Source organism: Lichenibacterium dinghuense, assembly GCF_021730615.1.
GTDB classification, from domain to species: Bacteria; Pseudomonadota; Alphaproteobacteria; order Rhizobiales; family Beijerinckiaceae; genus Lichenihabitans; species Lichenihabitans dinghuensis.
The window spans coordinates 4248186-4273166 of the sequence record NZ_JAJLMN010000001.1 but is presented as its reverse complement, the minus strand read 5'-3'; the positions used below and the strand labels follow the sequence as shown (position 1 = coordinate 4273166).

The 24981-nt window shown below is 72.0% G+C and carries 28 protein-coding genes and 2 tRNA genes; 11 read left to right on the top strand and 19 right to left on the bottom strand.

Annotation, left to right across the window (positions count from 1 at the left end; translation table 11 throughout):
- Positions 1-77 precede the first annotated feature (77 nt).
- Entirely contained in the window at positions 78-1205 is a 1128-nt protein-coding gene (locus tag L7N97_RS20345; RefSeq protein ID WP_237480095.1) for a hypothetical protein, read from the bottom strand.
- 205 nt (positions 1206-1410) lie between these two features.
- Between L7N97_RS20345 and L7N97_RS20340 the strand changes: the two genes are divergently transcribed.
- Positions 1411-2334: an SMP-30/gluconolactonase/LRE family protein gene (locus tag L7N97_RS20340; RefSeq protein ID WP_237480094.1), complete on the top strand. Its 924-nt coding sequence runs from the start codon at positions 1411-1413 to the stop codon at positions 2332-2334.
- Positions 2331-3206 (top strand): EamA family transporter, encoded by an 876-nt coding sequence (locus L7N97_RS20335; protein ID WP_237480093.1) that lies wholly within the window; start codon positions 2331-2333, stop codon positions 3204-3206. The genes L7N97_RS20340 and L7N97_RS20335 overlap by 4 nt, the downstream gene beginning before the upstream one ends.
- Before the next feature lie 5 nt (positions 3207-3211).
- Here L7N97_RS20335 and nagZ read toward each other — a convergent pair whose 3' ends face one another.
- From nagZ to L7N97_RS20320, 3 genes are all read right to left on the bottom strand, one after another.
- Positions 3212-4228, bottom strand: coding sequence for a beta-N-acetylhexosaminidase (gene nagZ / locus L7N97_RS20330; RefSeq protein WP_237482325.1), 1017 nt, complete (start codon positions 4226-4228; stop codon positions 3212-3214).
- A complete protein-coding gene (locus L7N97_RS20325; protein WP_237480092.1) occupies positions 4225-5703 on the bottom strand; it encodes an SPOR domain-containing protein in 1479 nt (492 codons plus the stop codon). Before L7N97_RS20325 ends, nagZ begins: the two co-directional genes overlap by 4 nt.
- Positions 5704-5864: 161 nt before the next feature.
- Positions 5865-6914 (bottom strand): DALR anticodon-binding domain-containing protein, encoded by a 1050-nt coding sequence (locus L7N97_RS20320; protein WP_237480091.1) that lies wholly within the window; start codon positions 6912-6914, stop codon positions 5865-5867.
- Between the two features lie 142 nt (positions 6915-7056).
- Here L7N97_RS20320 and erpA point away from each other — a divergent pair, with 142 nt between their 5' ends.
- Both erpA and L7N97_RS20310 read left to right on the top strand, forming a co-directional pair.
- On the top strand, positions 7057-7401 hold the full coding sequence (gene erpA / locus L7N97_RS20315) for an iron-sulfur cluster insertion protein ErpA (RefSeq protein ID WP_237480090.1): 345 nt from the start codon (positions 7057-7059) through the stop codon (positions 7399-7401).
- A gap of 130 nt (positions 7402-7531) precedes the next feature.
- Positions 7532-8167 (top strand): helix-turn-helix domain-containing protein, encoded by a 636-nt coding sequence (locus L7N97_RS20310; protein WP_237480089.1) that lies wholly within the window; start codon positions 7532-7534, stop codon positions 8165-8167.
- Positions 8168-8472: 305 nt separating this feature from the next.
- Here the strand turns inward: L7N97_RS20310 and L7N97_RS20305 are convergent.
- From L7N97_RS20305 to L7N97_RS20270, 8 genes are all read right to left on the bottom strand, one after another.
- Positions 8473-8549: transfer RNA gene (locus L7N97_RS20305), tRNA-Arg, on the bottom strand.
- Positions 8550-8594: 45 nt separating this feature from the next.
- Complete coding sequence (locus L7N97_RS20300) at positions 8595-8906, bottom strand: ETC complex I subunit (RefSeq protein ID WP_237480088.1); 312 nt, start codon at positions 8904-8906, stop codon at positions 8595-8597.
- Positions 8907-8960: 54 nt separating this feature from the next.
- A tRNA-Pro gene (locus L7N97_RS20295) sits at positions 8961-9037 on the bottom strand.
- 56 nt (positions 9038-9093) lie between these two features.
- Positions 9094-9561, bottom strand: a complete 468-nt coding sequence (locus L7N97_RS20290; RefSeq protein ID WP_237480087.1) for a DUF192 domain-containing protein — start codon at positions 9559-9561, stop codon at positions 9094-9096.
- Positions 9562-9598: 37 nt separating this feature from the next.
- Positions 9599-10183 carry a cold-shock protein gene (locus L7N97_RS20285; RefSeq protein WP_237480086.1) on the bottom strand — a complete coding sequence of 195 codons (585 nt, stop codon included), beginning with the start codon at positions 10181-10183 and terminating at the stop codon, positions 9599-9601.
- Between the two features lie 211 nt (positions 10184-10394).
- Positions 10395-11135, bottom strand: a complete 741-nt coding sequence (locus tag L7N97_RS20280) for an SIR2 family NAD-dependent protein deacylase (RefSeq protein ID WP_237480085.1) — start codon at positions 11133-11135, stop codon at positions 10395-10397.
- A complete protein-coding gene (locus L7N97_RS20275; RefSeq protein WP_237480084.1) occupies positions 11132-12349 on the bottom strand; it encodes an LL-diaminopimelate aminotransferase in 1218 nt (405 codons plus the stop codon). Before L7N97_RS20275 ends, L7N97_RS20280 begins: the two co-directional genes overlap by 4 nt.
- A gap of 76 nt (positions 12350-12425) precedes the next feature.
- Positions 12426-12839, bottom strand: coding sequence for a hypothetical protein (locus tag L7N97_RS20270; RefSeq protein WP_237480083.1), 414 nt, complete (start codon positions 12837-12839; stop codon positions 12426-12428).
- 419 nt (positions 12840-13258) lie between these two features.
- Here L7N97_RS20270 and L7N97_RS20265 point away from each other — a divergent pair, with 419 nt between their 5' ends.
- The 3 genes from L7N97_RS20265 to L7N97_RS20255 all read left to right on the top strand — a co-directional run bounded on the left by L7N97_RS20265 (position 13259) and on the right by L7N97_RS20255 (position 16318).
- Positions 13259-14992, top strand: a complete 1734-nt coding sequence (locus L7N97_RS20265; protein WP_237482323.1) for a PHA/PHB synthase family protein — start codon at positions 13259-13261, stop codon at positions 14990-14992.
- The gene (locus L7N97_RS20260; protein WP_237480082.1) at positions 14989-15384 is read left to right on the top strand and encodes a cupin domain-containing protein; all 396 of its coding nucleotides are present in this window, start codon (positions 14989-14991) and stop codon (positions 15382-15384) included. The genes L7N97_RS20265 and L7N97_RS20260 overlap by 4 nt, the downstream gene beginning before the upstream one ends.
- An 85-nt stretch (positions 15385-15469) precedes the next feature.
- Positions 15470-16318, top strand: a complete 849-nt coding sequence (locus L7N97_RS20255; RefSeq protein ID WP_237480081.1) for a fumarylacetoacetate hydrolase family protein — start codon at positions 15470-15472, stop codon at positions 16316-16318.
- Positions 16319-16331: 13 nt separating this feature from the next.
- On the opposite strand, the gene L7N97_RS20250 is transcribed toward L7N97_RS20255, so the two are convergent.
- The 5 genes from L7N97_RS20250 to rplM form a co-directional block, all read right to left on the bottom strand.
- Complete coding sequence (locus tag L7N97_RS20250) at positions 16332-16481, bottom strand: type II toxin-antitoxin system RelE/ParE family toxin (protein WP_237480080.1); 150 nt, start codon at positions 16479-16481, stop codon at positions 16332-16334.
- A 131-nt stretch (positions 16482-16612) separates the two neighbouring features.
- Positions 16613-16879: a ribbon-helix-helix domain-containing protein gene (locus L7N97_RS20245; protein WP_237480079.1), complete on the bottom strand. Its 267-nt coding sequence runs from the start codon at positions 16877-16879 to the stop codon at positions 16613-16615.
- Between the two features lie 154 nt (positions 16880-17033).
- A complete protein-coding gene (argC, locus tag L7N97_RS20240; RefSeq protein ID WP_237480078.1) occupies positions 17034-17942 on the bottom strand; it encodes an N-acetyl-gamma-glutamyl-phosphate reductase in 909 nt (302 codons plus the stop codon).
- A 199-nt stretch (positions 17943-18141) separates the two neighbouring features.
- Positions 18142-18621 carry a 30S ribosomal protein S9 gene (rpsI, locus tag L7N97_RS20235; RefSeq protein ID WP_237480077.1) on the bottom strand — a complete coding sequence of 160 codons (480 nt, stop codon included), beginning with the start codon at positions 18619-18621 and terminating at the stop codon, positions 18142-18144.
- Positions 18621-19091: a 50S ribosomal protein L13 gene (gene rplM / locus L7N97_RS20230; RefSeq protein ID WP_237480076.1), complete on the bottom strand. Its 471-nt coding sequence runs from the start codon at positions 19089-19091 to the stop codon at positions 18621-18623. Before rplM ends, rpsI begins: the two co-directional genes overlap by 1 nt.
- Before the next feature lie 172 nt (positions 19092-19263).
- Here rplM and L7N97_RS20225 point away from each other — a divergent pair, with 172 nt between their 5' ends.
- Both L7N97_RS20225 and L7N97_RS20220 read left to right on the top strand, forming a co-directional pair.
- Positions 19264-19710, top strand: coding sequence for a CoA-binding protein (locus L7N97_RS20225; RefSeq protein WP_237480075.1), 447 nt, complete (start codon positions 19264-19266; stop codon positions 19708-19710).
- Between the two features lie 74 nt (positions 19711-19784).
- Positions 19785-21092 carry an O-acetylhomoserine aminocarboxypropyltransferase gene (locus L7N97_RS20220; RefSeq protein WP_237480074.1) on the top strand — a complete coding sequence of 436 codons (1308 nt, stop codon included), beginning with the start codon at positions 19785-19787 and terminating at the stop codon, positions 21090-21092.
- On the opposite strand, the gene L7N97_RS20215 is transcribed toward L7N97_RS20220, so the two are convergent.
- Positions 21062-22207, bottom strand: coding sequence for a COX15/CtaA family protein (locus L7N97_RS20215; protein ID WP_237480073.1), 1146 nt, complete (start codon positions 22205-22207; stop codon positions 21062-21064). The two genes, L7N97_RS20220 and L7N97_RS20215, sit on opposite strands and share 31 nt — an antisense overlap.
- Before the next feature lie 142 nt (positions 22208-22349).
- Here L7N97_RS20215 and L7N97_RS20210 point away from each other — a divergent pair, with 142 nt between their 5' ends.
- The gene (locus L7N97_RS20210; protein ID WP_309242826.1) at positions 22350-22616 is read left to right on the top strand and encodes a DUF2842 domain-containing protein; all 267 of its coding nucleotides are present in this window, start codon (positions 22350-22352) and stop codon (positions 22614-22616) included.
- On the opposite strand, the gene L7N97_RS20205 is transcribed toward L7N97_RS20210, so the two are convergent.
- Positions 22603-23655, bottom strand: a complete 1053-nt coding sequence (locus L7N97_RS20205) for a polysaccharide deacetylase family protein (RefSeq protein ID WP_237480072.1) — start codon at positions 23653-23655, stop codon at positions 22603-22605. The genes L7N97_RS20210 and L7N97_RS20205 overlap by 14 nt on opposite strands.
- Positions 23656-23766: 111 nt before the next feature.
- Here L7N97_RS20205 and L7N97_RS30355 point away from each other — a divergent pair, with 111 nt between their 5' ends.
- A complete protein-coding gene (locus tag L7N97_RS30355) occupies positions 23767-24969 on the top strand; it encodes a GNAT family N-acetyltransferase (protein ID WP_237480071.1) in 1203 nt (400 codons plus the stop codon).
- Positions 24970-24981 lie beyond the last annotated feature (12 nt).

Sequence of the window (24981 nt, the reverse complement as noted above, 5' to 3'; positions counted from 1 at the left end):
CCGCGAGGTCTCCCTCGGGGGCCGGTCGGGTGCGGAGGAGGACGGCGAGCGGCCGGCGAGGCGGGGCCGGCCCCGCGTCACCAGCGGTTGTCGGCCTGGATCAGCCCGCGGCTCGTCACCACGACCCAGCCGCGGCCGCGGCGTTCGATGGAGCGGATCTCGCCGACGCCGGGCACGTATTCGCCGGGCGCCACCTCGCGCAGGCCCCCGGCCCGGCCCTCCACCAGCGCCACGCCGCCGTAGACGTCGCGCAGCAGCCAGCCGTCGACCGTGGCGGGCCGGGCCGGCGCGTCCTGCGGGTGCGGCGGCGCGACCTCATTCCTGGCGACTGGCTCGGGCTTGGGCGGCTGCGCCTTCGGCGGATCGGCCTTGGCGGGTTCGGGCCGGACCGCGGCCGCGACGGCGGCGGGGACGGGCCCGGTCGGCGACGGCGCCGCGGGCTGGGCCGCGACGCGCGGGGGCGGCAGCGGCGGCTTCGCCTGCGCGGTCGCGGCGGCCTCGTGCGGGATCGAGCCCGTCGCGTCGGCCGAGGCGACCTGCCGCTCGACGCGGTCGATGCGGGCGGCGAGCTGCGACGTCGCCTGGGCGATCTTCGCGTCGGCCGCCTTGGCGTCCGGCTCGCGGTCGAGCTTGTCGAGGCGGGCCGCGATCTCGGCGAGCTTCGGCGAGGGGTCCCGGTCCAGCTTGTCGAGCCGCGACGCGATCTCGTTCAGCTTGGGGCCGGGGTCGCGGTCGAGCTTATCGATCTTGGCGCCGAGCTGGCCCACGGCGCTGGCCGAGGCCGACTTCACGCCCTCGAGGTCCTGCTTCAGGACGTCGACGCTCTTCTTGAGGCCGCGGATCGTGTCGGCCTGCCGGCTGTCGTCGGCGGACGCGCGCAGGCTGTCGAGGCTGGCGTGGAGGGCGCGCACCTCGCCCTGCACGCGGTTCAGGACGTCCATCGCGGTGTCGGCGGGCGGCGCGGCCTGCGCCACGGCCGCGGTCTGCGGCTTGGACGCGAAGGCGGCCGTGCCGGCCACGAAGCCGATCCCCATCACGACGGCGACGCCCGCCGCCACGACGCCGTGCGAGCGCCCGAGCCCGCCGATGAAGTCCGTCCTCGCGGCCGGCGAGGGCACCGGCACGAGGGCGCGCCCCTTGCCGAGCGAGATGCGGGGCGCCGCGCCGTGGCGGGTCGCCTCGGGTTCGGAAGCGGCGTCGTTCATCGCTCTTCGGCTCCGGTGGTCATGCTTCGGTAACCACCTTGGGCATCGAAGCGTGAAGGGAGCCTCAACGCCCCGCGCGGCGGCGGTGTGCCGTTCCGGGACAGGTCCGTTGGTCGGACATTTCGCTTGCGCGATGCCGGGAGCGGAGCCTTATTCGCGCCAAACCGCCCCGCCGGGACGGGCGCGGGATCACCGGGAGGGAGCCATGTTCACCGACAGCATCGAGATCCACGACGCGCGCTTCAGGAGCCTGGTGTTCGGCAACGTCCACCTCGAGAAGCTGTGGAGCGGCGGCCGGTGGACCGAGGGCCCGGCCTACTTCCCCGCGGGGCGCTACCTCGTCTGGTCCGACATCCCCAACGACCGCGTGATGCGGCTCGACGAGACGGACGGCTCGATCTCGACCTTCATCCAGCCCGCGCGCCACCACAACGGCCACACGGTCGACCGGCAGGGCCGCCTCGTGTCCTGCGAGCACGAGGGCCGCTGCGTGTCGCGGATCGAGCACGACGGCTCGACCAAGGTGCTGGCCTCGCACTGGGACGGCAAGCGGCTGAACTCGCCCAACGACGTCGTCGTGAAATCGGACGACTCCGTCTGGTTCACCGACCCGACCTACGGCATCGACAGCGAATACGAGGGCACGGCCTCCCCGTCCGAGACGGACGGCAGCCATGTCTACCGGATCGACCCCTCGGACGGGCGCGTCCACGCCGTGGCCCGCGACTTCCACAAGCCGAACGGCCTGTGCTTCTCGCCCGACGAGCGCCTGCTCTACATCGCCGACACCGGCGCCACCCACAGCGAGGACGGGCCGCGGCACATCCGCGTGTTCCGGGTCGGCGCCGACGGGGTCTCGCTCGACGAGGGGCGCGTCTTCGCCAGCCTCGACGAGGGGCTGTTCGACGGCTTCCGCTGCGACCGCGCCGGCAACGTCTGGACATCGGCCCACGACGGCGTGCGCTGCTATGCGCCCGACGGCACGCTGCTCGGCCGGGTGCGGGTGCCCGAGGTCGTGGCGAACCTGTGCTTCGGCGGCCGCAAGCGCAACCGCCTCTACATCTGCGGCACGACCTCGCTCTACGCGATCTTCGTCAACGCGCAGGGCGCCACCTGGCCGACCGCGTGACGGCGACCGCCTCGACGTCGGGCGCCGCTTCGGCGCTCCGGCCCGCCTGCGCGGTGGTGGGCGGCATCGTGTCGATGTGCATCGGCACGTCCTTCGCCAAGGCGCTCTTCCCGCTCGTCGGCGCGGAAGGCACAACGGCCCTCCGCGTCGGCTTCTCGGCGCTGCTGCTGTTCGCGGCGTGGCGCCCGTGGCGGCGGCGGCTCACGGCGCGGCAGTGCGGCGCGCTGGCGCTCTACGGCCTCGCGCTCGGGGCCCTGAACCTCCTGTTCTACATGGCGCTGCGCACGGTGCCGTTCGGCATCGCTGTCGCGATCGAGTTCGTCGGGCCGCTGACCGTGGCCACGCTGTCGTCCCGCCGGGCGGTGGACGCGCTGTGGATCGTCCTCGCGGCGCTGGGTCTCGGGCTGATCCTGCCGCTCGGGTCGCACGCCGGCGCGCTCGACCCGCTGGGGATCGCCTACGCGGCCGGGGCCGCCCTGGCCTGGGCGCTCTACATCGTGTTCGGCCAGCGGGCCGGACGCCTGCGCGGCCCAGACGCCGTGGCGGTCGGCACCGCCGTCGCGGCCCTGGCGGTGCTGCCCTTCGGCGTCGCCCGCGCCGGCGCGGCCATGCTCGACCCGGCGCTGCTGCCGCCCGCGCTCGGCGTGGCGCTGCTGTCGAGCGCCCTGCCCTTCTCGCTGGAGATGTACGCGCTGCGTCGCCTGCCGCGCCACACCTTCGGCGTGCTGCTCAGCGTCGAGCCGGCCGTCGCGGCGCTGGCCGGCCTCGTCATGCTCGGCGAGGCGCTGAGCCCGGGCCAGTGGCTCGGCATCGGCTGCGTGGTCCTGGCCTCGGTCGGCACGGCCGTGGCGGCCGGGCGCGCCGGAGCCTGAGGTCGTCAGGCTTCGGCGGGCAGCATCGCCGCCGCGAAGGCCGCGCGATCGGCCCCGAGGTCGCGCGGCGTGGGCGCGGACAGGCGCGACAGGGCCGCGGCGGCGCGCTCCGCCGCGCGCCCGTCGAGGACCGGCGCGGCCTCGGCGACGGCCCGCGCCTCGGCCATCCTGCCGTTGCAGTGGAGCAGCATGTCGCAGCCGGCGGCAGAGGCCGCGGCGGCGCGCTCGCCCAGGCTCCCCTTCAGCGCCTCCATGGACAGGTCGTCCGACAGCAGCAGCCCGTCGAAGCCGATCTCGCCGCGGATCACGGCGTCGATCGCGCGCTTCGAGGTCGTGACAGGCCGCTCGGGGTCCAGGGCGCGGAACACGATGTGGGCCGTCATGGCCATCGGCAGGTGGTTGAGGGCGCGGAAGGGCGCGAAGTCGCGCTCCAGCGCGGCCCGGTCGGCGTCGACCACCGGCAGTTCGAGGTGGCTGTCGACCGCGGCGCGGCCGTGGCCGGGCACGTGCTTGACCACCGGCAGGGCGCCGCCTGCCATCAATCCCTCGGCCCAGCCGCCGGCCAGGGCCGCGACCGTGACGGGATCGCGGCCGAAGGCGCGGTCGCCGATGACGGAGCTCGCGCCCTCCACCGGCAGGTCGAGCACCGGGGCGCAGTCCACCGTGATGCCGCTCGCCCGGAGGTCGCGCGCCGTCAGCTCGCCGCCGAGCCGCGCGAGGGCGAGCGCGCGCTCCGGATCGCGGTCGTGGAGCTCGGCGTAGCGCGCCGCCGCGGGATGGCGCGCCCAGTGCGGCGGCCCGAGGCGCTGCACGCGGCCGCCCTCCTGGTCGACCAGCACGGGCGCGTCGTCGCGGCCGACGAGCGACCGGAAGCTCGCGGCCAGGGCGCGGAGCTGCTCCGGCGACTCGACGTTTCGCCGGAACAGGATCAGGCCCCAGGGCTCGGTCACGGCGACGAACTCCCGCTCGTCGGCGTCGAGCGCCGTGCCGGCGCAGCCGAGGACGAAGGCGCGCGGGCTCAGTTGTGCACCACGAAGCAGGATCCGCCGGCACCCTGGAGCTGCGTGCAGAGCGCCTTGGCCTCCTCCTGGCTCATGCTGCCGACCCGCACGCGGTACACGGGCTTGTCGCCGGTCTCGGCCTTGTGGACCGAGGCCGTGAGGGAGCCGAGCTGGGCCGGGTACTTCTTCTTCAGCTTGGCGAAGGCCGCGTTGGCGTCCGCCTCGACCGGCGAGGAGGCGAGTTGCACGCCGAAGCTGCCGCCCGCGGCGGCGGGCGCCTCGGCGGTGTCGTTGGGCTTGGCCGAGGCCACCCTGACGCCCGGCGAGGGCGGCTGGCGCGCCGGCTTGGACGGCGTCGCGCCGACGGCGTCGGCGTCGGCCGGCGTCGCGAGGGCCGCGATCGCGTCGGGCGCGGCGGCGGTCTTCGGCGTCGTGGCGGCGTTGGGCGTGGTGGCGCCGCGGTTGGCCGCCCGCGGCGTCGCGTCGGGCACGGCGCCCGCCGGCGACGGGATGCCGTCGGCGGACAGCATGGTGCCGTCCGGGTGGACCACGAAGGTCTTCACCTTCTTGGGCTCCGGGAAGGGGCTCGGGGACGGCGGCGGCAGCGGCCGGGCGCCGTCGGCGAGGTCGGACGTCTTCGGCAGTTGTCCGAGGTCGGCCGGCTGCTCCTGGCTCGACACGATCTTGACCGGGCCGGTCGACACGGTGCCCTTGTTCAGGAGCGCGGCGTCCTGATCCTCCGGCGCGGTCGCGCCCGGGTCGTCGACCTTGAGCTTGGTCGGGCCGGTGGCGGCCATGATGGTGGGCGCGGTGCGGCCCGAGCCCGCCACCGCGGCGCCGGGCGTCGACGGCCCCTTGACGAGGAAGCTCGCCGCGAGCCCGCCACCCGTCAGCACCAGGACGGCGGCCAGCACGGCCAGGGGACGGCGGGCCGACGAGCGCCGGTCCGGATCGAACCCGGTCGGCGCCGCGGCGTGGTCGACCTCGGCGGCCGCGCCGCGCTCGTCGCCCTGACGGGCCCACATGTCCGGCAGCGTCGCCGCGGCCGCGGCGTCGACCGCGAGCTGCCCGTCGGCCAAGCCGGCCTCGTCGTAATATTCGGCCTGCTCGGCCTCGTAATAGTGCTCGTCGTAGCCCGCGTCGTGGTGGCCGTGAGCCTCCGCGTAGGCCGCGTCCTCCGCGTAGTGCTGCTGGTGCCCGTGCTCGCCGTCTCCGGCCTCGCCGTAGTCGTCGTGCCAGCCGTGGGCCTCGGAACCGTGCGGATCCTCGGGGTCGGCGATGCCGGGCTGCGGCGCGGTGACGGGCTGGTGGGAAGCGTCGCGGGGGTAGCGGGATCCGCGCTCGTCGCGGCCGCCCGCGGGCTCGGGAGCCGGGGCGCGGGCCTGAGCGGCACCGGGCCGGAACATGCCGCGGAACGGATCGTCCTGGCCGACCAGGCGGGCGAGTTCCGCCAGCGGGTCCGCAGCGGGGGTCGCACCGCGCGCGGGGACATCCACCTGAGGCTCGTAGCGGGCATCGTCCCGGCGCGATCTCGCGGCTTCACTCATCGAACAACCTCGCAGAACAGAGCCCCGGCAGCCTGGCAGACTGGACTGGTGCCGCCCTTTCCCGCCTCGAATGCGGCGGAATACCGCCGGTCGAGCGGCAGGCTCACCGATCAGCGCATCTCGTCGGGAGCCGAAAGACCGAGGAGGCCGAGACCGGATCGCAACACGAGGGCGGACGCGGTCACCAGACCGAGCCGAGCTTTGGTCAAATCTCTCCGTTCTTCATTAACAAAGCGTAATTGTGGCTGATCTTTGCTTCGGTTCCATTGATGATGGACCGCGTCCGCGACCTGCCGGAGGTGGGCGGCGATCCTCTGCGGCGCGGCGGCCGCGGCCGCATCGGCGACCAGGCGCGCGTGGCGTGCGACGAGGCGCGCCAGGGCCAGTTCGCCGCCATCGGTCAGGTCCGCGAGGTCGGCGGCGGCGAGCACGCCCGGGCCGAGGCCGACCGGGGCCGCAGCCGCCTCCCGGAGCATCGAGCGCGCGCGCGTGTGGGCGTAGGGGACCCAGAAGCTCGGGTCCGCGCGGCACCGGTCGCCGAGCACGTCGAGGTCGAGGTGCAGGGCCGCATGCGGCCGGCAGGACGCGACCGCGAACCGGAAGGCGTCCGCCCCGATCAGCGCCAGGACGTCGTCGGGCCGCGTCGACCCCGCGCCGGCGACCGCCCCCCTCAGGACCACGGGCACCGAGCGCGGCGGGACGGCGATCGGCGGCGCGAGGTCGACCGCCGTGGCCAGCCCGGCCAGCACGTCGGCCAGGACCTCGGCCCGGAGCTCCGCCAGCGAGGCCGCGCCGCTCGCCGGCTGCGGGCGACCGCCCGGCGACATCGCCCCGCCGGGAGCCATCGGGAGCGGACACCGGCCGTCCAGCACCGCAGACACGGCGCCCAGGACCGCGGCCGGGCCGAGCGTGACCGCGAATCGCCCGCCGCCGACCGCGGCGACCGCAGCCACGTCGGGCGCAGCGCCGAGCCCGTCGACCACCCCGCGCGGCGGCACGTGGACGGAGCCCGCGTCGACGACGACGTCGCCCGGTGTCCCCGCACGCGGCACAGCGACCGCGACACGCCCGAGGTCGAAATTTCGCGGAAGCTCACCGCAGTCGACCAGGTCCGCGAGGACGTCGAGCGTGCGCCGCCGCACGAGGGCGAAGATGTCCATTCTGTCCCCGTTCGCCGCACCGCCGCGCGGCCCGGGGCCACCATTGCAGGACCTCCGGCCCTTCACTAGCTTGGATTCGAGTCCGTTCCGGACAGTGCCGAGCGAGGGCGCAACGCCCGCAAGCTCGCCGAAGGATGCCGTCATGAGCCTGATCGAGACCCCGTCGCCCGTCACCCTCTCGGCCTCGGCGGCGGCGCGCGTGAAGCGCGTGTTGTCGAGCGAGGCGCCGGGATCGGCGTTGCGTGTCGCCGTGGACGGCGGCGGCTGCTCCGGCTTCCAGTACTCCTTCACGATCGTCGGGTCGGCCGGCGGCGACGATCTCGTCCTGGAGCGCGACGGCGCGACCGTGCTGATCGACCCTGTCTCCATCGAATATATGAAGGGCTCGGAGATCGATTTCGTCGACGACCTCATCGGACAATCGTTCAAGATCCACAATCCGAACGCGACCGCGTCCTGCGGATGCGGAACGAGCTTCGCGCTTTGAGGGTTCACCCCGCGGCCGGCCATGACCAGGAACGGTGCATGCCGCGGGGGCGTTCGACGACCCACGGCTCTTTTGATAACTTTTGCCGCAATATTGTCGCCGAAGCGGCCTGTCTTTTCTGAATGTCGACGTGCTCTGGGATCCTCAAAACCGTGGAGGAGCCTGTTTCCCGGTCAATGAACGGCTGAAGGCGGTTGAAGAAAACGATTTCTTGCCCATCTGTATCGCAACCCCTTGGTTCACTCCCGGTCTCCATGCTAGGAGAGGGGATCACAGCGCATTGCAAGAGGACACGATGGCGCGGAAAAATCATGCAGTAGATCGCCATCTCGGGGCGCGCGTCCGCTTTGCGCGGATCGAGAAACGCATCTCGCAGGGTGCCCTCGGCGAACAGCTCGGGATCTCGTTCCAGCAGGTCCAGAAGTATGAGCTCGGCAAGGATCGCATCAGCGCGAGCCAGCTCATGAACATCGCCCGCATCCTGGAGAAGGACATCTCCTTCTTCTTCGAGGACATCACCCCCGAGGGCGAGACCTCCGGCACGATCGAGCTCGCCGACATCGTCGACCGCCGCAAGAGGTCGCGGGCCAGCGCGACCTACGACGTCAAGATCATCCGCATCCTGCACTCCATCGACGACGAGCGCATCAAGCTGAAGCTGTACAACCTCATGGAAGCGATCGTCGCGTCGAAGGCGCCGGTCGAGGCCGAGCAGCCCGCCGCCCCCGCGGCCGCGCCCGAAGAGGCTCCCGCGCTGGTCCAGTGATCCCAGGGTCGACGGGAGGGTTTCACCCTCCCCCGTCTCCGGGCAGATCCGACAGGCGACGTCGCGGGGGCGCGCGACGGTCGAATCTCACGCCGGATCAGCCCCTGAACAAGTCGTCATCGCCCATGGACGGCAGTCCTGAGGCGAGTGGGTGGAGCACCTCACCGCGCGGAGGTCGCATCGGTTCCGCACTGCGGAGCAGCGGGCATCCATTCGAGGAACCGCTTCAGTCTCACAGGCGATGAAATGAGCAGTCGCCTTGTCGGAACGACGAGGGGCGATCTCGCTCGAGACACTGTCGATGCTGGCGACTCCGGAAGGGCTCGAACCTTCGACCTGCCGCTTAGAAGGCGGCTGCTCTATCCAACTGAGCTACGGAGCCTCGCGCCGCCCCGACGGGGGCGGCGATCCTCGTCGATCCGCCCGCTCAGTGGGTCCACTGGCCGACGCGGGACGACTTAAAATTGTCCGAATAGGACAGGCCGCGGCGGACCTGCTCCGGCGGATGGTCCTCGACCTCGTAGGCGATGCCGCGCTTCTCGGCGAAGGCGATCGCCTCCTCGCGCGTCTCGAACGTCAGCTTGACCTGCATCTCCGTCTCGGACGAGCCCGTCCAGCCCATCATGGGCTCGATCTCGACCGGTTCCGTGCGCTCGTATTCGAGGAGCCAGGCCTTGGCCCGCCGGTGCCCGGACGAGTGGGCCGAGCGGACAGGTCGGTAGATGCGGGCGATGGTCAAAACGGTTCACCTCGGGCGACGGCGGACCGGGGACGGCCCTGGCGGGACGATCGATGGTCGGGGCGGCAGGATTCGAACCTGCGACCCTCTGCTCCCAAAGCAGATGCGCTACCAGACTGCGCTACACCCCGAACAAGGACGTGGTCCGACCGCGATGGCGTAGCATGGGGGCACCATGCCGACAAGCTCAAGGCTTGAACATCGGGTCCGCCACGCGGTCGCCGGGCTTGATGCCGATGCGCGCCGCCGTGCCGGCGTTCACCTCCAGGACGCCGAGCACGTCGCCGCCGGACGGGATGATGGCCTCGGACATCGGTTCGGCGTTCCGCTTCACCGACACCACCCGTCCGTCGGCCGCGATGAACACCATGTCGAGCGGGAGGTAGGTGTTCTTCATCCACATGGACACGGGCTGGGACGAGCCGAAGTCGAACAGCATCCCGCGGTCGGGCGCCATCTGGCGGCGGTACATCAGGCCGCGCTCGAGTTGATCGCGCGTGCGCATCACCTCCACGGTGAAGTGGTGGTCGCCGCTCGCGGTGGCGATCGAGAGGTCGTCAGTGGCCGGCGCCGGCGGGGCCGCCCGGGCCAGCCCCGTGAGGGCGAGGAGCGCGAGGGCGGCGGATGCGGTCTTGATTGTGTGGTCGCGTCGCATGGGAGAGGTCCGGCCGCGGGCCCGGCCCGCGGCGAGATCAATGCGACGAGGGCGAGCCCGATTCAAGGGGCCGCACCTCGGCGGCCATCAGGCCCTTCGGCCCGTCCCCGAAGCGCACCATGACGCTCTCGCCCGGCTTCAGCTCGGTCATGCCGTAGCGGCGCATGGTCTCGATGTGGACGAAGATGTCCTCCGTGCCCTCGCCGCGGGACACGAAGCCGAAGCCGCGCACGCGGTTGAACCACTTCACGACGGCGATCTCGAAGCCCCCCGTCGGCGTGACCTGGACGTGGGTGCGGGGCGCGGGCGCCTGCGAGGGGTGGACCGCCGTCGACAGGTCCAGCGACAGCACGCGGAACACCTGCAGCCCCTTGGACCGGCGCAGCACCTCGCACACCACCCGCGCGCCCTCGCGCGCGGTGCCGAAGCCGTCCCGCCGCAGGGTGGTGACGTGGACGAGGACGTCGGGCAGGCCGTTGTCGGGCACGATGAAGCCGTAGCCCTTCGAAACGTCGAACCATTTGATCTCGCCGGCCAGTTCGACGAGGTCGAGGGCCGCGTCGCCCGCCGCGTCGAGGCCGGCCTGCGGATCCACGGACTGGTGTTTGCTGCTCAACGCCATCACCCCGACCCAAGGGCCGCAGCCCCGCGCGAGGCGCGCCGAGGGCGCCGCCGACGCGCGGTCGAATCGGCCCCGATCCGCCACCTCCGGACCTTAGCACCGGCGGAATCACGTCAAAGTCGAAATCGAAGGCCGACCCTGAAGATTGTTAAAAGTGTGTCGACGGCGACGCGCATCGGCGTCGGAGGCCGCACGCGGCCCGTGGGGCCCCTCAGAGCGGGTCGAGCACGTCGCCGATGTCGGCGCGGAGGACGAGGTCCGCCTCGCCGTCGAGCGGGGTCGCCTCGCGGTTCACGATCGCGAGCCGGGCGCCGTTGCGCCGCGCGAGCTCGGGGAACCGCGCCGCCGGGCGCACCAGCAGCGTGGAGCCGAGCACGAGGAACAGGTCGCAGCCGAGCGAGGCATCCACGGCGCGCCCGAGGTCCGCGGGGTCGAGCGACTGCCCGAAGGCCACGCTGGCCGACTTGACGATGCCGCCGCAGGAACAGTGCGGCAGCGAGCCGTCGCGCTCGAAGCGGGCCCGGATGGGGGCGAGCTCGTGCCGGGTGCCGCAGCCGAGGCAGCGCGCGTAGGAGCCGTTGCCGTGGAGTTCGACGATCTCATCGCCGGGGCCGGCCGCGGCGCCGTGCAGCCCGTCGATGTTCTGGGTCACGACGGCGCGCACAAGCCCCGACGCTGCCCAGCGCGCCACCGCGCGGTGGCCCCGCCCCGGCCGCGCGCCGGCGTAGAGGTCGTCCATGGCCCATTTGCGCCGCCAGGCCTCGGCGCGCATCGCCGGGTCGGCCAGGAAGGCGGCGAAGCCGATCGGCGCGTGCACCCGCCAGGGGCTGCCGGGGGAGCGGTAGTCCGGCACCCCGCATTCGGTGGAGATGCCGGCGCCGGTGAAGACCGTGACGGCCGAGGCCCGCCCGAGCAGGCGGGCGAGCGCCGCGCTGTGGTGGGCCGCGGTCAAGCCGACTGTTTCAGCGGCACCACGTTGTGGAGCCGGGTGTCGGCGGCGTCGAAGAGGCGCTTGATGCCGCGCGCCGCCTGCCGGATGCGCTGCTCGTTCTCGACCAGGGCCAGGCGGACGTGGTCGTCGCCGTGCTCGCCGAAGCCGATGCCGGGCGCGACCGCGACGTCGGCGCGCTCGATCAGCAGCTTCGAGAATTCGAGGCTGCCGAGGTGCTTGAAGCGCTCCGGGATCGGCACCCAGGCGAACATGGAGGCGGCGGGCGCCGGCACGCTCCAGCCGGAGGCCGCGAAGCTCTCGACCATGACGTCGCGCCGCGCCTTGTAGATGGCCCGCATCTCGGCGATGCAGTCCTCCGGGCCGTTCAGCGCCGCCGCGGCCGCGACCTGGATGGGCGTGTAGGCGCCGTAGTCGAGGTAGGACTTCACGCGGGTGAGCGCGGCCAGGAGCCGCTCGTTGCCGACCGCGAAGCCCATGCGCCAGCCCGGCATGGAGAAGGTCTTCGACATGGAGGTGAACTCCACGCAGACGTCGATGGCGCCGGGGATCTGCAGCACGGAGGGCGGCGGCTCGCCGTCGAAGTAGACCTCGGAATAGGCGAGGTCGGACAGCACGAAGATCTCGTGCTTCTTCGCGAAGGCCACGAGGTCGCGGTAGAAGTCGAGCGAGGCCACCATGGCGGTGGGGTTCGACGGATAGCAGACCACCACGGCCAACGGCTTCGGGATGGAATGGACCACGGCGCGCTCGAGCGCGGTGAAGTAGTCGGGCGTCGGCTCGGCCGGCACGGAGCGGATGACGCCGCCCGCCATCAGGAAGCCGAAGGCGTGGATCGGGTAGGACGGGTTCGGCACCAGCACGACGTCGCCCGGCCCCGTGATGGCCTGCGCCATGTTGGCGAAGCCCTCCTTGGAGCCCAGCGTCGCCACGACCTGCTTCTCGGGGTCGAGCTTCACGCCGAAGCGGCGGCCGTAATAGTTGGCCTGGGCGCGGCGCAGGCCGGGGATGCCCTTGGACGAGGAATAGCGGTCGACGCGCGGCTTGGTGGCCGTCTCGACCAGTTTGTCGATGACGTGCTTGGGGGCCGGCAGGTCGGGGTTGCCCATGCCGAGGTCGATGATGTCGGCGCCCTCGTTCCGCCGCTTGGCCTTGAAGCGGTTGACCTGCTCGAAGACGTAGGGCGGCAGGCGGCGGACGCGGTGAAAGTCGGACATCGGAAGGGCGACCCTGGGTCGGAGGTTGCGGCGGGCGAGCCGCGATCCATACGGGAAAATGCGGGGATTTGGTGAATCAATCGGCAACGGCGGCGGGTTTCGCCGCCCGCCGCTTCTTCGCGGCCGGGTCGGCCGCCGCCTTGACGATCGGGACGGGCTTGCCGGCGGCGGGATCGAGCTGGCGCTGCTTGGCGAGGTCGAGCGCGTCCTTCTCGGCCTGGATCTGGTCGGGGGTCTTGACCGCGAGCGGCGACACCTTGTGGGGCGACGCGGTCGGCAGGTAGCCCAGCCCGGAGGGATCGGGCCGCGTCCGCTCGATGAAGTCCGGCCCCGGCGCGGCCGGCGCGGCCTTGACGTTCATCTTCTCGAGGACCGTGTCCCACAGGTTGTCGGCGGCATGGGCCGGCACGGCGCCGCCGACGAGCAGGGCCGCCACCACCACCACGCGCCGGTCGAGGCGCGCGCCGAAAACGGGCTTTCTGCCACGCATCCCTGTCTCCCGCGCATCGGCGCTGGACCCGACACCCGATGGGCCTTCTTCCGAGAGGAGTAGCGGGATATTATGTCCCGAACGGGACGGCAAGCGCGTCGGACGGCCGCCGCCGACGCGCAGGGACGGCGACAGAACCGCCCGGCCGACGTCGCGAGAAGGAGGGGACCGCTCCCGGGCGCGTCCCGAACAGGAGGGAGAGCGCCATGAAGGACCAGCGTCCGCCGCGTCAGCAGCCGCACGCCGATGGAAAGCCCCTCGCAGGCCGCGCGTCGGCGCTGCTCGACGACGCGAGGGCCAGGGGCGCCGGAGCGGCCGCCACGGCCCCGGCGGGCGGGGGCGCACCCGCCCCGCAGGCCGCCAACGAGGACGCCGCCTCCCTGCCCGGCCTCGCGGAATTCGACAAGCTGTCGCGCAACATGAGCCTGCTCGTCGAGGAGAGCCACAAGGTGGCGGCCGCCTATATCGAGCCCCGCGCCCGCATGGAGGTGCAGCCGAAGGGCGGCGAGGAAGCCAAGGACATGGTGCAGACGCTGGGTCAGGTCGCGGCCCAGTGGTTCACCGATCCCGCCAAGATGATGATCGCGCAGGCGACGCTGTCGAGCCAGATGGTCGACCTGTGGGCCGGCACGATGCGCCGCATGGCCGGCGCGCCCGCCCCCGAGGCCGAGCCGGCCCGGACGGCCGACAAGCGCTTCGCCGCGCCCGAATGGCGCGAGCTGCCGGGCTTCGACTTCCTCCGGCAGGCCTACACGATCACCAGCGGCTGGGCCGAGGGGCTCGTCGAGGAGGCCGACCTCGACGAGGAGACCCGCGACAAGGCGCGCTTCTACCTGCGCCAGCTCACGGGCGCGCTGTCGCCCTCGAACTTCCTCGCCACGAACCCCGAGCTGCTGAAGCACACGTTCGAGGAGGGCGGCGAGAATCTCGTGCGCGGCATGCGGATGCTCGCCGAGGACATCGCGGCCGGCAAGGGCGACCTCAAGATCCGCCAGAGCGACAACACCGCCCACCAGCTCGGCGTCAACATGGCGATGACGCCCGGCAAGGTCGTGTTCCGCAACGAGCTGATGGAGCTGATCCAGTACAGCCCCTCGACCGAGGAGGTGTACCTCCGGCCGCTGCTGATCGTGCCGCCGTGGATCAACAAGTTCTACGTGCTCGACCTCAATCCGGCGAAGAGCTTCGTCAAATGGGCGGTCGACCAGGGGCTCACGGTGTTCGTGATCTCGTGGGTCAACCCAGACGAGCGCCACGCCGACAAGGACTTCGAGAGCTACATGCGCGAGGGCATCTTCGCGGCCCTCGACGCCATCGAGCGGTCGACCGGGAACCGCGACGTCACGGCCATCGGCTATTGCGTGGGCGGCACGCTCCTGGCCGTCACCCTGGCCTACATGGCGCTGAAGGGCGACCGGCGGATCTCCTCCGCCACCTTCTTCACGGCGCAGACCGACTTCCGCAACGCCGGCGACCTCAAGGTCTTCGCCAACGAGGAGCAGATCGCCGCCGTCGAAGCGCAGATGAAGGAGCAGGGCTACCTGCAGGGCTCGAAGATGGCCAACGCCTTCAACATGCTGCGGCCGAACGACCTCATCTGGTCCTACGTGGTCAACAACTACCTGAAGGGCAAGGCGCCGATGGCCTTCGACCTGCTGACGTGGAACTCCGACTCCACGCGCATGCCGGCCGCCAACCACGCCTTCTACCTGCGCAACTGCTACCTCGGGAACAAGCTCACCAAGGGCGAGATGGTGCTGGGCGGCGAGACGCTGGACCTCGGCCGCGTCACCGTCCCGGTCTACAACCTCGCCACGAAGGAGGACCACATCGCCCCGGCGAAGTCGGTCTTCGTGGGCGCGAAGTTCTTCGGCGGGCCGATGCGCTACGTGCTGGCGGGCTCGGGCCACATCGCGGGCGTGGTCAACCCGCCCTACAAGCCGAAGTACCAGTTCTGGGCCGGCCCGGCGGTCGGCGACAGCTTCGACGAGTGGCTCGCCGCTGCCGAGGAGACGGCCGGGAGCTGGTGGCCGGACTGGATGAAATGGATCGCCGACCAGGCGCCCGAAAAGGTGCCGGCGCGCGAGCCCGGCGGCGGCGTGCTCCAGCCGCTCTGCGACGCGCCCGGCGAATACGTTCGGGTGAAGAGTTGAGCCGCGACGGCGTCGACGCCATCGTCGCCCGCGCGGAGGCCCGGCCGCGCGAAACCTTCGGCGACCCGGCGCGCGGCGACGTGTCCTGGGTCACGCTCTTCTCCGGCGAGATGACCCCCACCCAGGCCATGAGCGCGGGTTTGGCCGAGCTCAAGCCGCAGGGCGGGCGGCTCGCGTCACACCGCCACGCCGAGCCCGAGATCTATTTCGTGGTCGAGGGCAGCGGCGTCGTAACTGTGTCGGGCGTCGAAACCCGCGTCGCCGCGGGCGCGGCGGTGTTCATCCCGAGCGACGCCGAGCACGGCATCCGCAACGACGGCGACGCGGTGCTGCGCTTCTTCTACGTCTTTCCCGTCGACCGCTTCCCCGACGTCGTCTACCGGTTCTCGTGACCGACGCCGCGCTTGTGGCGTTTGGGGCCGGACCGCATAGTCCGGCACAGTCGGGCGTGACCCGCCGGAAGCCTCGGAGGCGAGCATGAGACTGGTGCGCTACGGCGAAGCCGGACGGGAGAAGCCGGGGCTGCTGCACGAGGGCAGGCTGCGCGACATCGGCCACCTCGTGCTCGACCTCGCGGGCGAGCACCTCGGCCCCGCCTCTCTGGCCCGGATCAGGGCCGCCGACCCCGGCACGCTGCCCCTCGTCGAGGGTTCGCCCCGCATCGGGCCCTGCGTGGCGCGGCCGTGCAACTTCATCGCGGTCGGCCTGAACTACGCCGACCACGCCGCCGAGACCGGCGCCGCGATCCCGCCCGAGCCGATCCTGTTCAACAAGGCGCCGAACTGCATCGTCGGGCCCAACGACGACGTGATGCTGCCGAAGTCCTCCGAGCGCAGCGACTGGGAGGTGGAGCTCGCCATCGTGATCGGCTCGCGCACCTCCTACATCGGGGAGCGCGAGGCCATGAGCCACGTCGCGGGGTTCTGCATCTGCAACGACGTGTCGGAGCGCTCCTTCCAGATCGAGCGTGGCGGCCAGTGGATGAAGGGCAAGGGCTGCGCCACCTTCGGGCCGCTCGGCCCTTGGCTGGTGACGCCGGACGAGGTCGGCGACGTGCAGGCCCTCGACATGTGGCTCGACGTCAACGGCAGGCGGATGCAGACCGGCTCGACCTCGACCATGATCTTCAACGTCGTGCAGCTCGTCAGCTACATCTCGCACTTCATGGTGCTGGAGGCGGGCGACGTCATCACCACGGGGACGCCGCCCGGCGTCGGCCTCGGCATGAAGCCCGCGACCTTCCTCAAGGCCGGCGACGTGATGAGCCTCGGCATCGCGGGCCTCGGCGAGCAGCGGCAGACCGTGGTGGCCTGGCGGAAGGCGTGAGTCGCCGTCGCCTTCAGTAGCCTGCTTCCCTTCCATGACGGACGGCGAGGACCAGCACGACGTCCGCTTCAGGATCGTGACGATAAAGCGCCAAGTACCCGTCCTTGCCGAACGAGATCCGGACCTCCCGGAGGTCCGGAGCAGCATCGAAGGGGCGGCCCATGTGCGGTCTGGTTTACAGCATGCGGAGTTTGGCGCCGATGGCCGCGGCGGCTCGCGTCGCGACATGAGGACCTCAAGGCCGCAGAAAATCACGACAACGCCGAAGATCGCGCCGAGCGGCCTCCGTCACGATCAGCCGTGGCACTCCGGCGCCTCTCCTTCGGCGTCAGTGCCCCAGGTGCGCAGCCAGTCCGACATCTCCTCGCCCGTGATATGCAGGCCTTCCGCCTCGTAAGCGGCGAGCGCCGCGCGTGCGTCGCGCGCCAGGGCTGCGCGGGCCTCCTCGCGGTCGAGGAAGGTCGTCAGTGCTTCTCGCAGGACCGTCGCGACCGGAACGCCGCGTGCATCCGCGACGGCATCGACCCGCTGCTGCAGATCCTCGTCGATCACGTTCGACATGGCATCCTCCATCAGCCCAGGCATGGGTCTGAATGCTCAACCCCCGAAACGAAGAGTCGAGCGGCGTGACGGGACCGAGAGCGCTTCGAAGCCGGGCTTTTCACACATCGGAGGCAGCACCGCGTTGTTCAGGCGCAGGTCACCGGTCAGGCACTCACGCCAGCCCGAGCATCAGCTCCAGGTTCTGCACCGCCGCGCCGGACGCGCCCTTGCCGAGGTTGTCCAGCGTCGCCACCAGCACGGCCTGCCGCCGCGGCTCGCTGCCCGCGACGCGGATCTGCATGACGTTGGTGTCGGTGTGGGCGAGCGGATCGACCCGGCCGTCGTGCGGCACCACGCGGACGTGCTCGCCGCCCTCGTAATGTGCCGCCAGCGCGGCTTCCAGCTCGGCGAGCTTGGGCTTGCCCGGCAGGGCGTCGAGATGGAGCGGCACGCTGACCGCCATGCCTTGGCGGAAGTTGCCGACCGAGGGGACGAAGATCGGCCGCATCGACAGGCCGGAGAATCGCTGGATCTCGGGCAGGTGCTTGTGCTCCATCTCCAGCCCGTAGAGCTGGAACTTCGGGGCGCGGCCCTCCTCGTAATCGGCGATCATGCCCTTGCCGCCGCCGCTGTAGCCGCTCACGGCGTTGATGGTCAGCGGGGTGTCGTCGGGGATCAGGCCCGCGCTCACCAGCGGGTGCAGCAGCGCGATGGCGCCGGTCGCGTAGCAGCCGGGGTTGCTCACCCGCCGCGCCGTGCGGATGCGGCCGGCCTGGCCCGCGTCGAGCTCCGGAAAGCCGTAGGTCCAGTCCGGCGCCACGCGGTAGGCCGTCGAGGCGTCGAGCACCTTGGGGGCGTCGTCGCCGAGCTCGTCGGCGATCCGCACCGTTTCGCGCGACGCGGCGTCGGGCAGGCACAACACCACGACGTCGACCTGCGCCATCAGCTCCGCCTTGGCGCCCGCGTCCTTGCGCCGGTCCGGGTCGATCGAGCGCAGCTCCACGCCCGCGTGCGCGCCGAGGCGCTCGCGGATGCTGAGGCCCGTGGTGCCCGCCTCGCCGTCGATGAAGACCGTCGCCATGCCGCGCTCTCCCGTGTCGCGCCGCGATGATGGTGCGGCGCACGCCCGAGTCAAAGGAAAAGGCGGCCCCAAAGCCAGAACGGGCCGAAACCGCTGACGCGATTTCGACCCGATCTGGCTTCCATCCTGACATCGGAGCGGGTTCGCCGGAGGCGAAAGCGCTCGAGGCCGCCTTTCGTGTCGTCCGAAGGCCGGGGGATCAGCGCTTGGAGAACTGGAAGGACCGGCGGGCCTTCTTGTGGCCGTACTTCTTGCGCTCGACCACGCGGCTGTCGCGGGTTAGGAAGCCTTCGCGCTTCAGGGGCGCGCGCAGCTCCGGCTCGAAGTAGGTGAGGGCCTTAGACAGGCCGTGGCGCACCGCGCCGGCCTGGCCGGACAGGCCGCCGCCCGCCACCGTGATGGTGAGGTCGTACTGGTTGGTGCGGCCGACGATGCCGAGCGGCTGCTGCACGATCATGCGCAGCACCGGGCGGGCGAAGTACACGTCGAAGGCGCGGCCGTTGATGGAGATCTTGCCCGAGCCGGGCTTGATCCACACGCGGGCCACGGCGTCCTTGCGCTTGCCGGTCGCGTAGGCGCGGCCCTGGGCGTCGAGCTTCTGGACGTGGACGGGCGCGTCGGGCTGGGCCGAAGCGTTGATGTTGGCGAGGTCCTGCAGGGACGTGAGGGTCTCGGCCATCAGTGGCTCCGGCTGTTCTTGGTGTTCATGGCGGCGACGTCGAGCGTCACGGGCGACTGGGCCTCGTGCGGGTGCTCGGCGCCCTTGTAGACGCGGAGGTTGCCGAGCTGCTTGCGGCCCAGCGGACCGCGGGGGAGCATGCGCTCGACGGCCTTCTCGACCACGCGCTCGGGGAAGCGGCCTTCCAGGATGAACTTGGCGGTGCGCTCCTTGATGCCACCCGGGTAGCCGGTGTGGTGGTAGTACACCTTCTGCTCGCGCTTCTTGCCGGTGAACACCACCTTGTCGGCGTTGACCACGACGATGTTGTCGCCGTCGTCCATGTGGGGCGTGAAGGTGGGCTTGTGCTTGCCGCGCAGGCGCAGCGCGATGATGGACGCGAGACGGCCGACGACGAGGCCGGTGGCGTCGATCACGACCCACTGCTTCTCGATCTCGGCCGTCTTGGTCGAATGAGTCTTGCCAAACATGAGGTTCAGGGTTCCGTAACGGGCGAGGCGACCGTCCCGAGGGAGGCCGCCGCTGGCGCGCTTCTACGGAGGCCAGCGCGCGCCGTCAACGTGCGAAAGGCCGAAACGGGCAGAAAAACAGGCGCTTGATGCCGGCGGTATCGACATACCGCACAACGATCGAGAGGACACCATGGAACACGGCGGACAGTCCGACGCGGCGATCGCCGCCATCCTGAGGGACGCGCGGAGCGTCGCCCTGGTCGGGGCCTCGGCCGACCCGTCGCGCCCGTCGCACGGGGTGATGGCGTGGTGGCTCCGGCGCGGGGTCCGCGTGGTCCCGGTCAACCCCGGCCTCGCGGGCGGCACCATCCTCGGCCAGCCCGTCGTGGGCCGGCTGACCGACGTGCCGGGCCCCATCGACCTCGTCGACGTGTTCCGCCGCTCGGACGCGGCCGGCGCGGTGACCGACGAGGCTCTGGCGCTCGATCCTCTGCCCCGCGTGATCTGGATGCAGCTCGGCGTGCGCGACGACGCGGCCGCGGCGCGGGCCGAGGCGGCCGGACTCGCGGTTGTGATGGACCGGTGCCCCGTGATCGAGGCCGGGCGCCTCGGACCGGCGGCGGCGATGGCGCGCTGATCGACGGGGCCGGGCCGCGCTTTTCCGCGCCGGGCTCCCGTGCTCAAGTGCCGCCGATCCGGGAGGAGGACACCATGACCCACGACGCGACCGACCGGCACGTTCCCGGCTTCGCGACCCTCGCGGTCCACGCCGGCGCGCAGCCCGACCCGACCACCGGCGCCCGCGCGACGCCGATCTACCAGACCTCGTCCTTCGTGTTCGACGACGCCGACCACGCGGCGGCGCTGTTCGGGCTCAAGGCCTTCGGCAACATCTATTCGCGCATCACCAACCCGACCTGCGCGGTGCTGGAGGAGCGCGTCGCCGCGCTGGAGGGCGGCACGGCCGCGCTGGCGGTGGCGTCGGGCCACGCGGCGCAGCAGATCGTCTTCCACACGCTGATGCAGCCCGGCGACGAGTTCATCGCCTCGATCCGGCTCTACGGCGGCTCGATCAACCAGTTCAACCACGCCTTCAAGCGCTTCGGCTGGCACGTGCGCTGGGCCGACCCGGCCGACCCCGCCGCCTTCGAGGCGCTGGTGACGGAGCGGACCCGGGCGGTCTTCATTGAGGCGCTGGCCAACCCCGGCGGCGTCGTCACCGACGTCGAGGCCATCGCGGGAGTCGCGAAGCGGGCCAGGGTGCCGCTGATCGTCGACAACACCCTCGCCTCCCCCTACCTGTTCCGGCCGATCGAGCACGGCGCCGACATCGTGGTGCATTCGGCCACGAAGTTCCTGTGCGGCCACGGCAACTCGATCGGCGGCCTCGTCGTCGACGGCGGCAGCTTCGATTGGATGGCGGACGGGCGCTTCCCGTCCCTGTCTCAGCCCCGGCCGGAATACGACGGGATGGTGCTCGGCGAAACCTTCGGCAACTTCGCCTTCGCGATCGCGGCCCGCGTGCTGGGCCTGCGCGACCTCGGGCCCTCGCTGTCGCCCTTCAACGCCTTCATGATCCTGACCGGCATCGAGACGCTGCCGCTGCGCATGCGCCGCCATTGCGACAACGCGCTGGAGGTCGCGACCTTCCTGTCGCGCCACCCGGCCGTCGCGCGCGTCAGCTACCCTGGCCTGCCGGACGATCCCCACCATGCCCTGGCGGAGCGCTACCTGCCGCGGGGGTCCGGTGCGGTCTTCACCTTCGCGCTGCGCGGCGGCTACGACGCCGGCGTCGCGCTGGTGTCCCGGCTGAAGCTGTTCTCGCACCTCGCCAACGTCGGCGACACGCGGTCGCTCGTGATCCATCCGGCGTCGACGACGCACCGCCAGATCACGGACGACCAGCGCGTCACGGCGGGCGCGGGGCCCGACATCGTCCGCCTGTCGGTCGGCATCGAGGACGCGGCGGACCTCATCGCCGACCTCGATCAGGCCCTGGCGGGGCTCGGCACCGCCTGAACCACGCGCAGCGCCGGCGCGCTGAGGCGCCGGCGGTGCAGCACGGCCGTGCCGAGCACCACCATGGCGAAGGCCTGGTGGAGCAGCGCCGCCCAGAGCGGCACCACCAGCAGCAGCGTCGTGATCCCGATGGCGGCCTGGGTCAGCACGGCGAGCAGGAGCAGCCCGGCGCGGCGGGACGCGCCGGTGCCGGGCGCCTTGCTCCAGGCGTCGGCGGCGTGGAACAGCGCCACCAGCAGCACCACGTAGGCGGCCGTGCGGTGGTCGAACTGCACCGTGGTGACGTTCTCGAACAGGTTGGACCAGAGGGGCGACTGTCGCGCGAGGTCGGCCAGCGGCGGGACGGCGTGGCCGTCCATCAGCGGCCAGGTGTTGTAGCTGAGGCCGGCGTGCAGCCCCGCCACGAAGGCGCCGAGGCCGATCTGCAGCATCACGAGCCACACCAGCGCGGTCGAGGTCGTCCGGAAGCGGTCGAGCGCCGGCGTCCGCCGAGCAGGCGCCGCGCGGCGCAGCCCTTCCGCCAGCCAGATCGCCCATACGAAGGCCAGCGAGGCCGTGACGAGGTGCAGCGCCAGGAAATACTGCGACACCTCCGTGCGGGCGCTGAGCCCCGACTTGACCATGAACCAGCCGATGACGCCCTGCAGGCCGCCGAGCAGGAACAGGCCGACGAGGCGCGGCTTCAGCGCCGGCGTGAGCCGCCCGGTGAGCCAGAAGAAGGCCAGCGGCAGCAGCACCAGCGAGCCGACGACGCGGCCGAGCAGGCGGTGCGCCCATTCCCAGTAGAAGATCGACTTGAAGCCGGAGAGCGTCATGTCGGCGTTGAGCAGCGCGTATTGCGGGATCTGCTTGTAGCGCTCGAACTCGGCCGCCCAGGCGGCATCGCTCAAGGGCGGCAGCACGCCCATCACGGGCTTCCATTCGGTGATGGACAGGCCGGACTGCGTCAGCCGCGTCGCGCCGCCCACGACCACCATCGCGAAGATGCAGCCCGCCACGACCCACAGCCAGGCCCGCACCGGGGCGAGCGAGCGGGCGCGCCCGGCGGCCGGAGCCTCGGGGGCGGGACGGAGCGGGATCGCGGCCGGCGCGGTGCGGGCTTGTGGGATCGACATGGGACGGCTTACACCTGGGGGAACCTCGCGCCGGATGTGGGCATCCGGGCCGGCGCGGGCCACGCGCACCCTGTCGCATCGGCCCGCCCGCGGCGCAGTGATACGCGTCCCGCTCCGGGACACAAGGTGCCGGAGACACGAGGTGCCGGTCGAGACGGAGGACGCCATGGGTCGACGCACCCGCAAGTTCATCGGCGCCGGCCTCATGCTGCTCTTCGTGATGGTCTACGCCGTCTGCGCCATGGTGGCGGCCGAGGCCAACGCCATCCGCACCGCCTCCGGGCCCGTCCAGGCCGTGGTCTACGCCGTGCTGGGCCTCGCCTGGATCCTGCCCCTGCTGCCGCTGATCTCCTGGATGGAGCGGCCGGACCCGGAGCCGGACTTCCGCCCCTCCGTCACGCCACGTTGAGCTTGCGCCCCCGGTTCCACAGCGCGAAGGCGGCGCCGGACAGGAGCACCTCGAGGTGCCGCAGGTCCTGCCAGAGCCCGTTGACCGACACGCGCGGCAGCGCCGTGAGGTGGGCCGCGTGCTCGGCGTGGACCAGGCCGGGGCGCGTCGTCACGGCGCTGGCGTAGCCGAAGGTGGCGGCGGCGTCGAACTCGCGGCGCCCGGCCGAGGCGGGGTCGCCGACCGGATAGGCGAGGTGGACGACGGAGCGCCCGAGCCTGTCCTCCAGGATCGATCGCGCGGCGCCGAGCTCGGTCCGCATCTCAGCCGCGTCGAGCTTGGCGAGCCGGGGATGGGTCAGCGTGTGGGCGCCGACCGTCGCGAGCGGGTGGCGGGCGAGGTCTTCGATCTCGCGCCAGTCCATGCAGAGCTCCTCGACGAGCGCGCGGCGGTCGACGCCCTGCCCCGCCGCGAGTTCGCCCACGGCGGCGAGCAGGCGATCCTCGCCGCCCGCCCGCAGCGGCCAGTAGACGGCCTTGAAGGCGGCCCGCTTCTCGGCCGCGGTGGCGGCGGGCAGAGACAGGGTATCGTCGCCGACCCGCACCTCGACCCGCGACGCGCGCCGAATCGCCTCTTCGAGCTCGACCCACCAGAGCCGCGCGGTGCGCTCGGCGTAGCCCGTCGTGACGTAGATCGTGAAGGGCGCGCGGTGCTTCTCCAGCACCGGCAGGGCATGGACGAGGTTGTCGCGGTAGCCGTCGTCGAAGGTCAGCACCGCGAAGGGCGGCGCCCCCGCTGCCCCGCCGGCGCGGACTTCGGCGAGCGCGTCGTCCAGCGACAGGATGCGGTAGCCGAGCGCGCGGAGCCGCGTCAGCGCGGCGTCGAGGAAGTCCGGCGTGATCTCCAGCATGGCGTTCGGGGCGAAGTCGCGGGCCACGCGCGGGCGCACGTGATGGAGCATCAGCAGGGCGCCGAGCCCGCGCAGGCGCGGCGCGGCTAGGCGATGCAGCCCCGTGGCGCCGAGCGCCGCGAAGCCGGCCCCGATGATCCTGTCGCGCATGGTCCCGTCCACCCCGTTTACCCCACGGGCGTTTTGACATCGAGCGATTGCGGCTTCCTTGCTAGGGTGAAGTCTGACTTCCCGGAGGACGGGAACGGAGCGACGCTGGACGTGCCCACCCCCGTGATACAGACCGCGACGCTTCCGCCGAGCGGCGTCGGCCTCGATCTTCCGGCGCACCGCTCGGGCGGGCGCGCCCGCGCCTTCGCGGCCGTCGAGGTGCATTCGGAGCCGCGCGCCGCCCTCGACGCCTGGCGCCTCCTCGCCCTCGCGGCCCCCGCCTCGCCCTACCAGTCGCCCGACTGGATGCTGCCCTGGATCGAGACGGTCGGCGCCGAGTCCGGCCACGCGCCGCGGATCGTCGTCGCGCGCGACGCCGAGGGACGCCCCTCGGCGCTGCTGCCGCTGGGCCTGTCTCGCCGGGCCGGGCTCGCCGTCGCGACCTTCCTCGGCGCCAAGGACAGCAACTTCAACATGGGCCTGTTCAGGCCCGGCCCGGACTGGACCGGCGAGGCGATCCGCGCGCTGCTGGCCGCCGCGGCGAGGCAGGCGGGGATCGACCTCTACGCCTTCCGCAACCAGCCGCACGAATGGCAGGGCCAGGCCAACCCGATGGCGGCGCTGCCGCACCAGCCGAGCCCGAGCTTCGCCTACAAGACCGCGATCGCCCGGGACCCGGAAGCCGTGCTGCGCGGCCTGCTGTCGCGCGACACGCGCAAGAAGCTGCGCCAGAAGCTCAACCGGCTGCGCGCGCTCGGCCCCGTGTCGCTCGTGGTGTCGAGCGATCCCGGCGTCACCGCCGAGCTGCTCGACGCCTTCGCGGCCCAGCGGGAAGCCCGCAACGCGGCATCCGGCATCGGCACGGGCGACCTGCCCGGCCTCCGCCGCTTCCTCGACCGCGCGGCGGGCGCCGGAGGCCCGGTCACGGTCTTCGGGCTGCGCTGCGGCGGCCGGATCGTGGCCACGATGGCGGGGACGCGCGCGAGGGGCCGGTTCTGCGGCATGCTCACCTCGTTCGACGCGGACCCCGAGGTGGCCCGCACCAGCCCCGGCGAGTTGCTCCTGTCCGAGGTGCTGGCGCTGCATTGCGTCGAGGGCTTCGACACCTTCGACCTCGGCATCGGCGAAGCGCGCTACAAGGAAAGCTACTGCCCCGAGGTGCAGCCCCTGTTCGACAGCCTCGTCGGGGTGACGCCGCTCGGCCGCCTCTACGCCCATGCCGAGGCGGGCCGGCTCCAGCTCAAGCGCTCCGTGAAGCAGTCGCGCTGGGCCTGGCCCCTGGCGCAGCGCCTCCGCCGCCTCCGCGCGGCCTGAACCCAGGCCTGT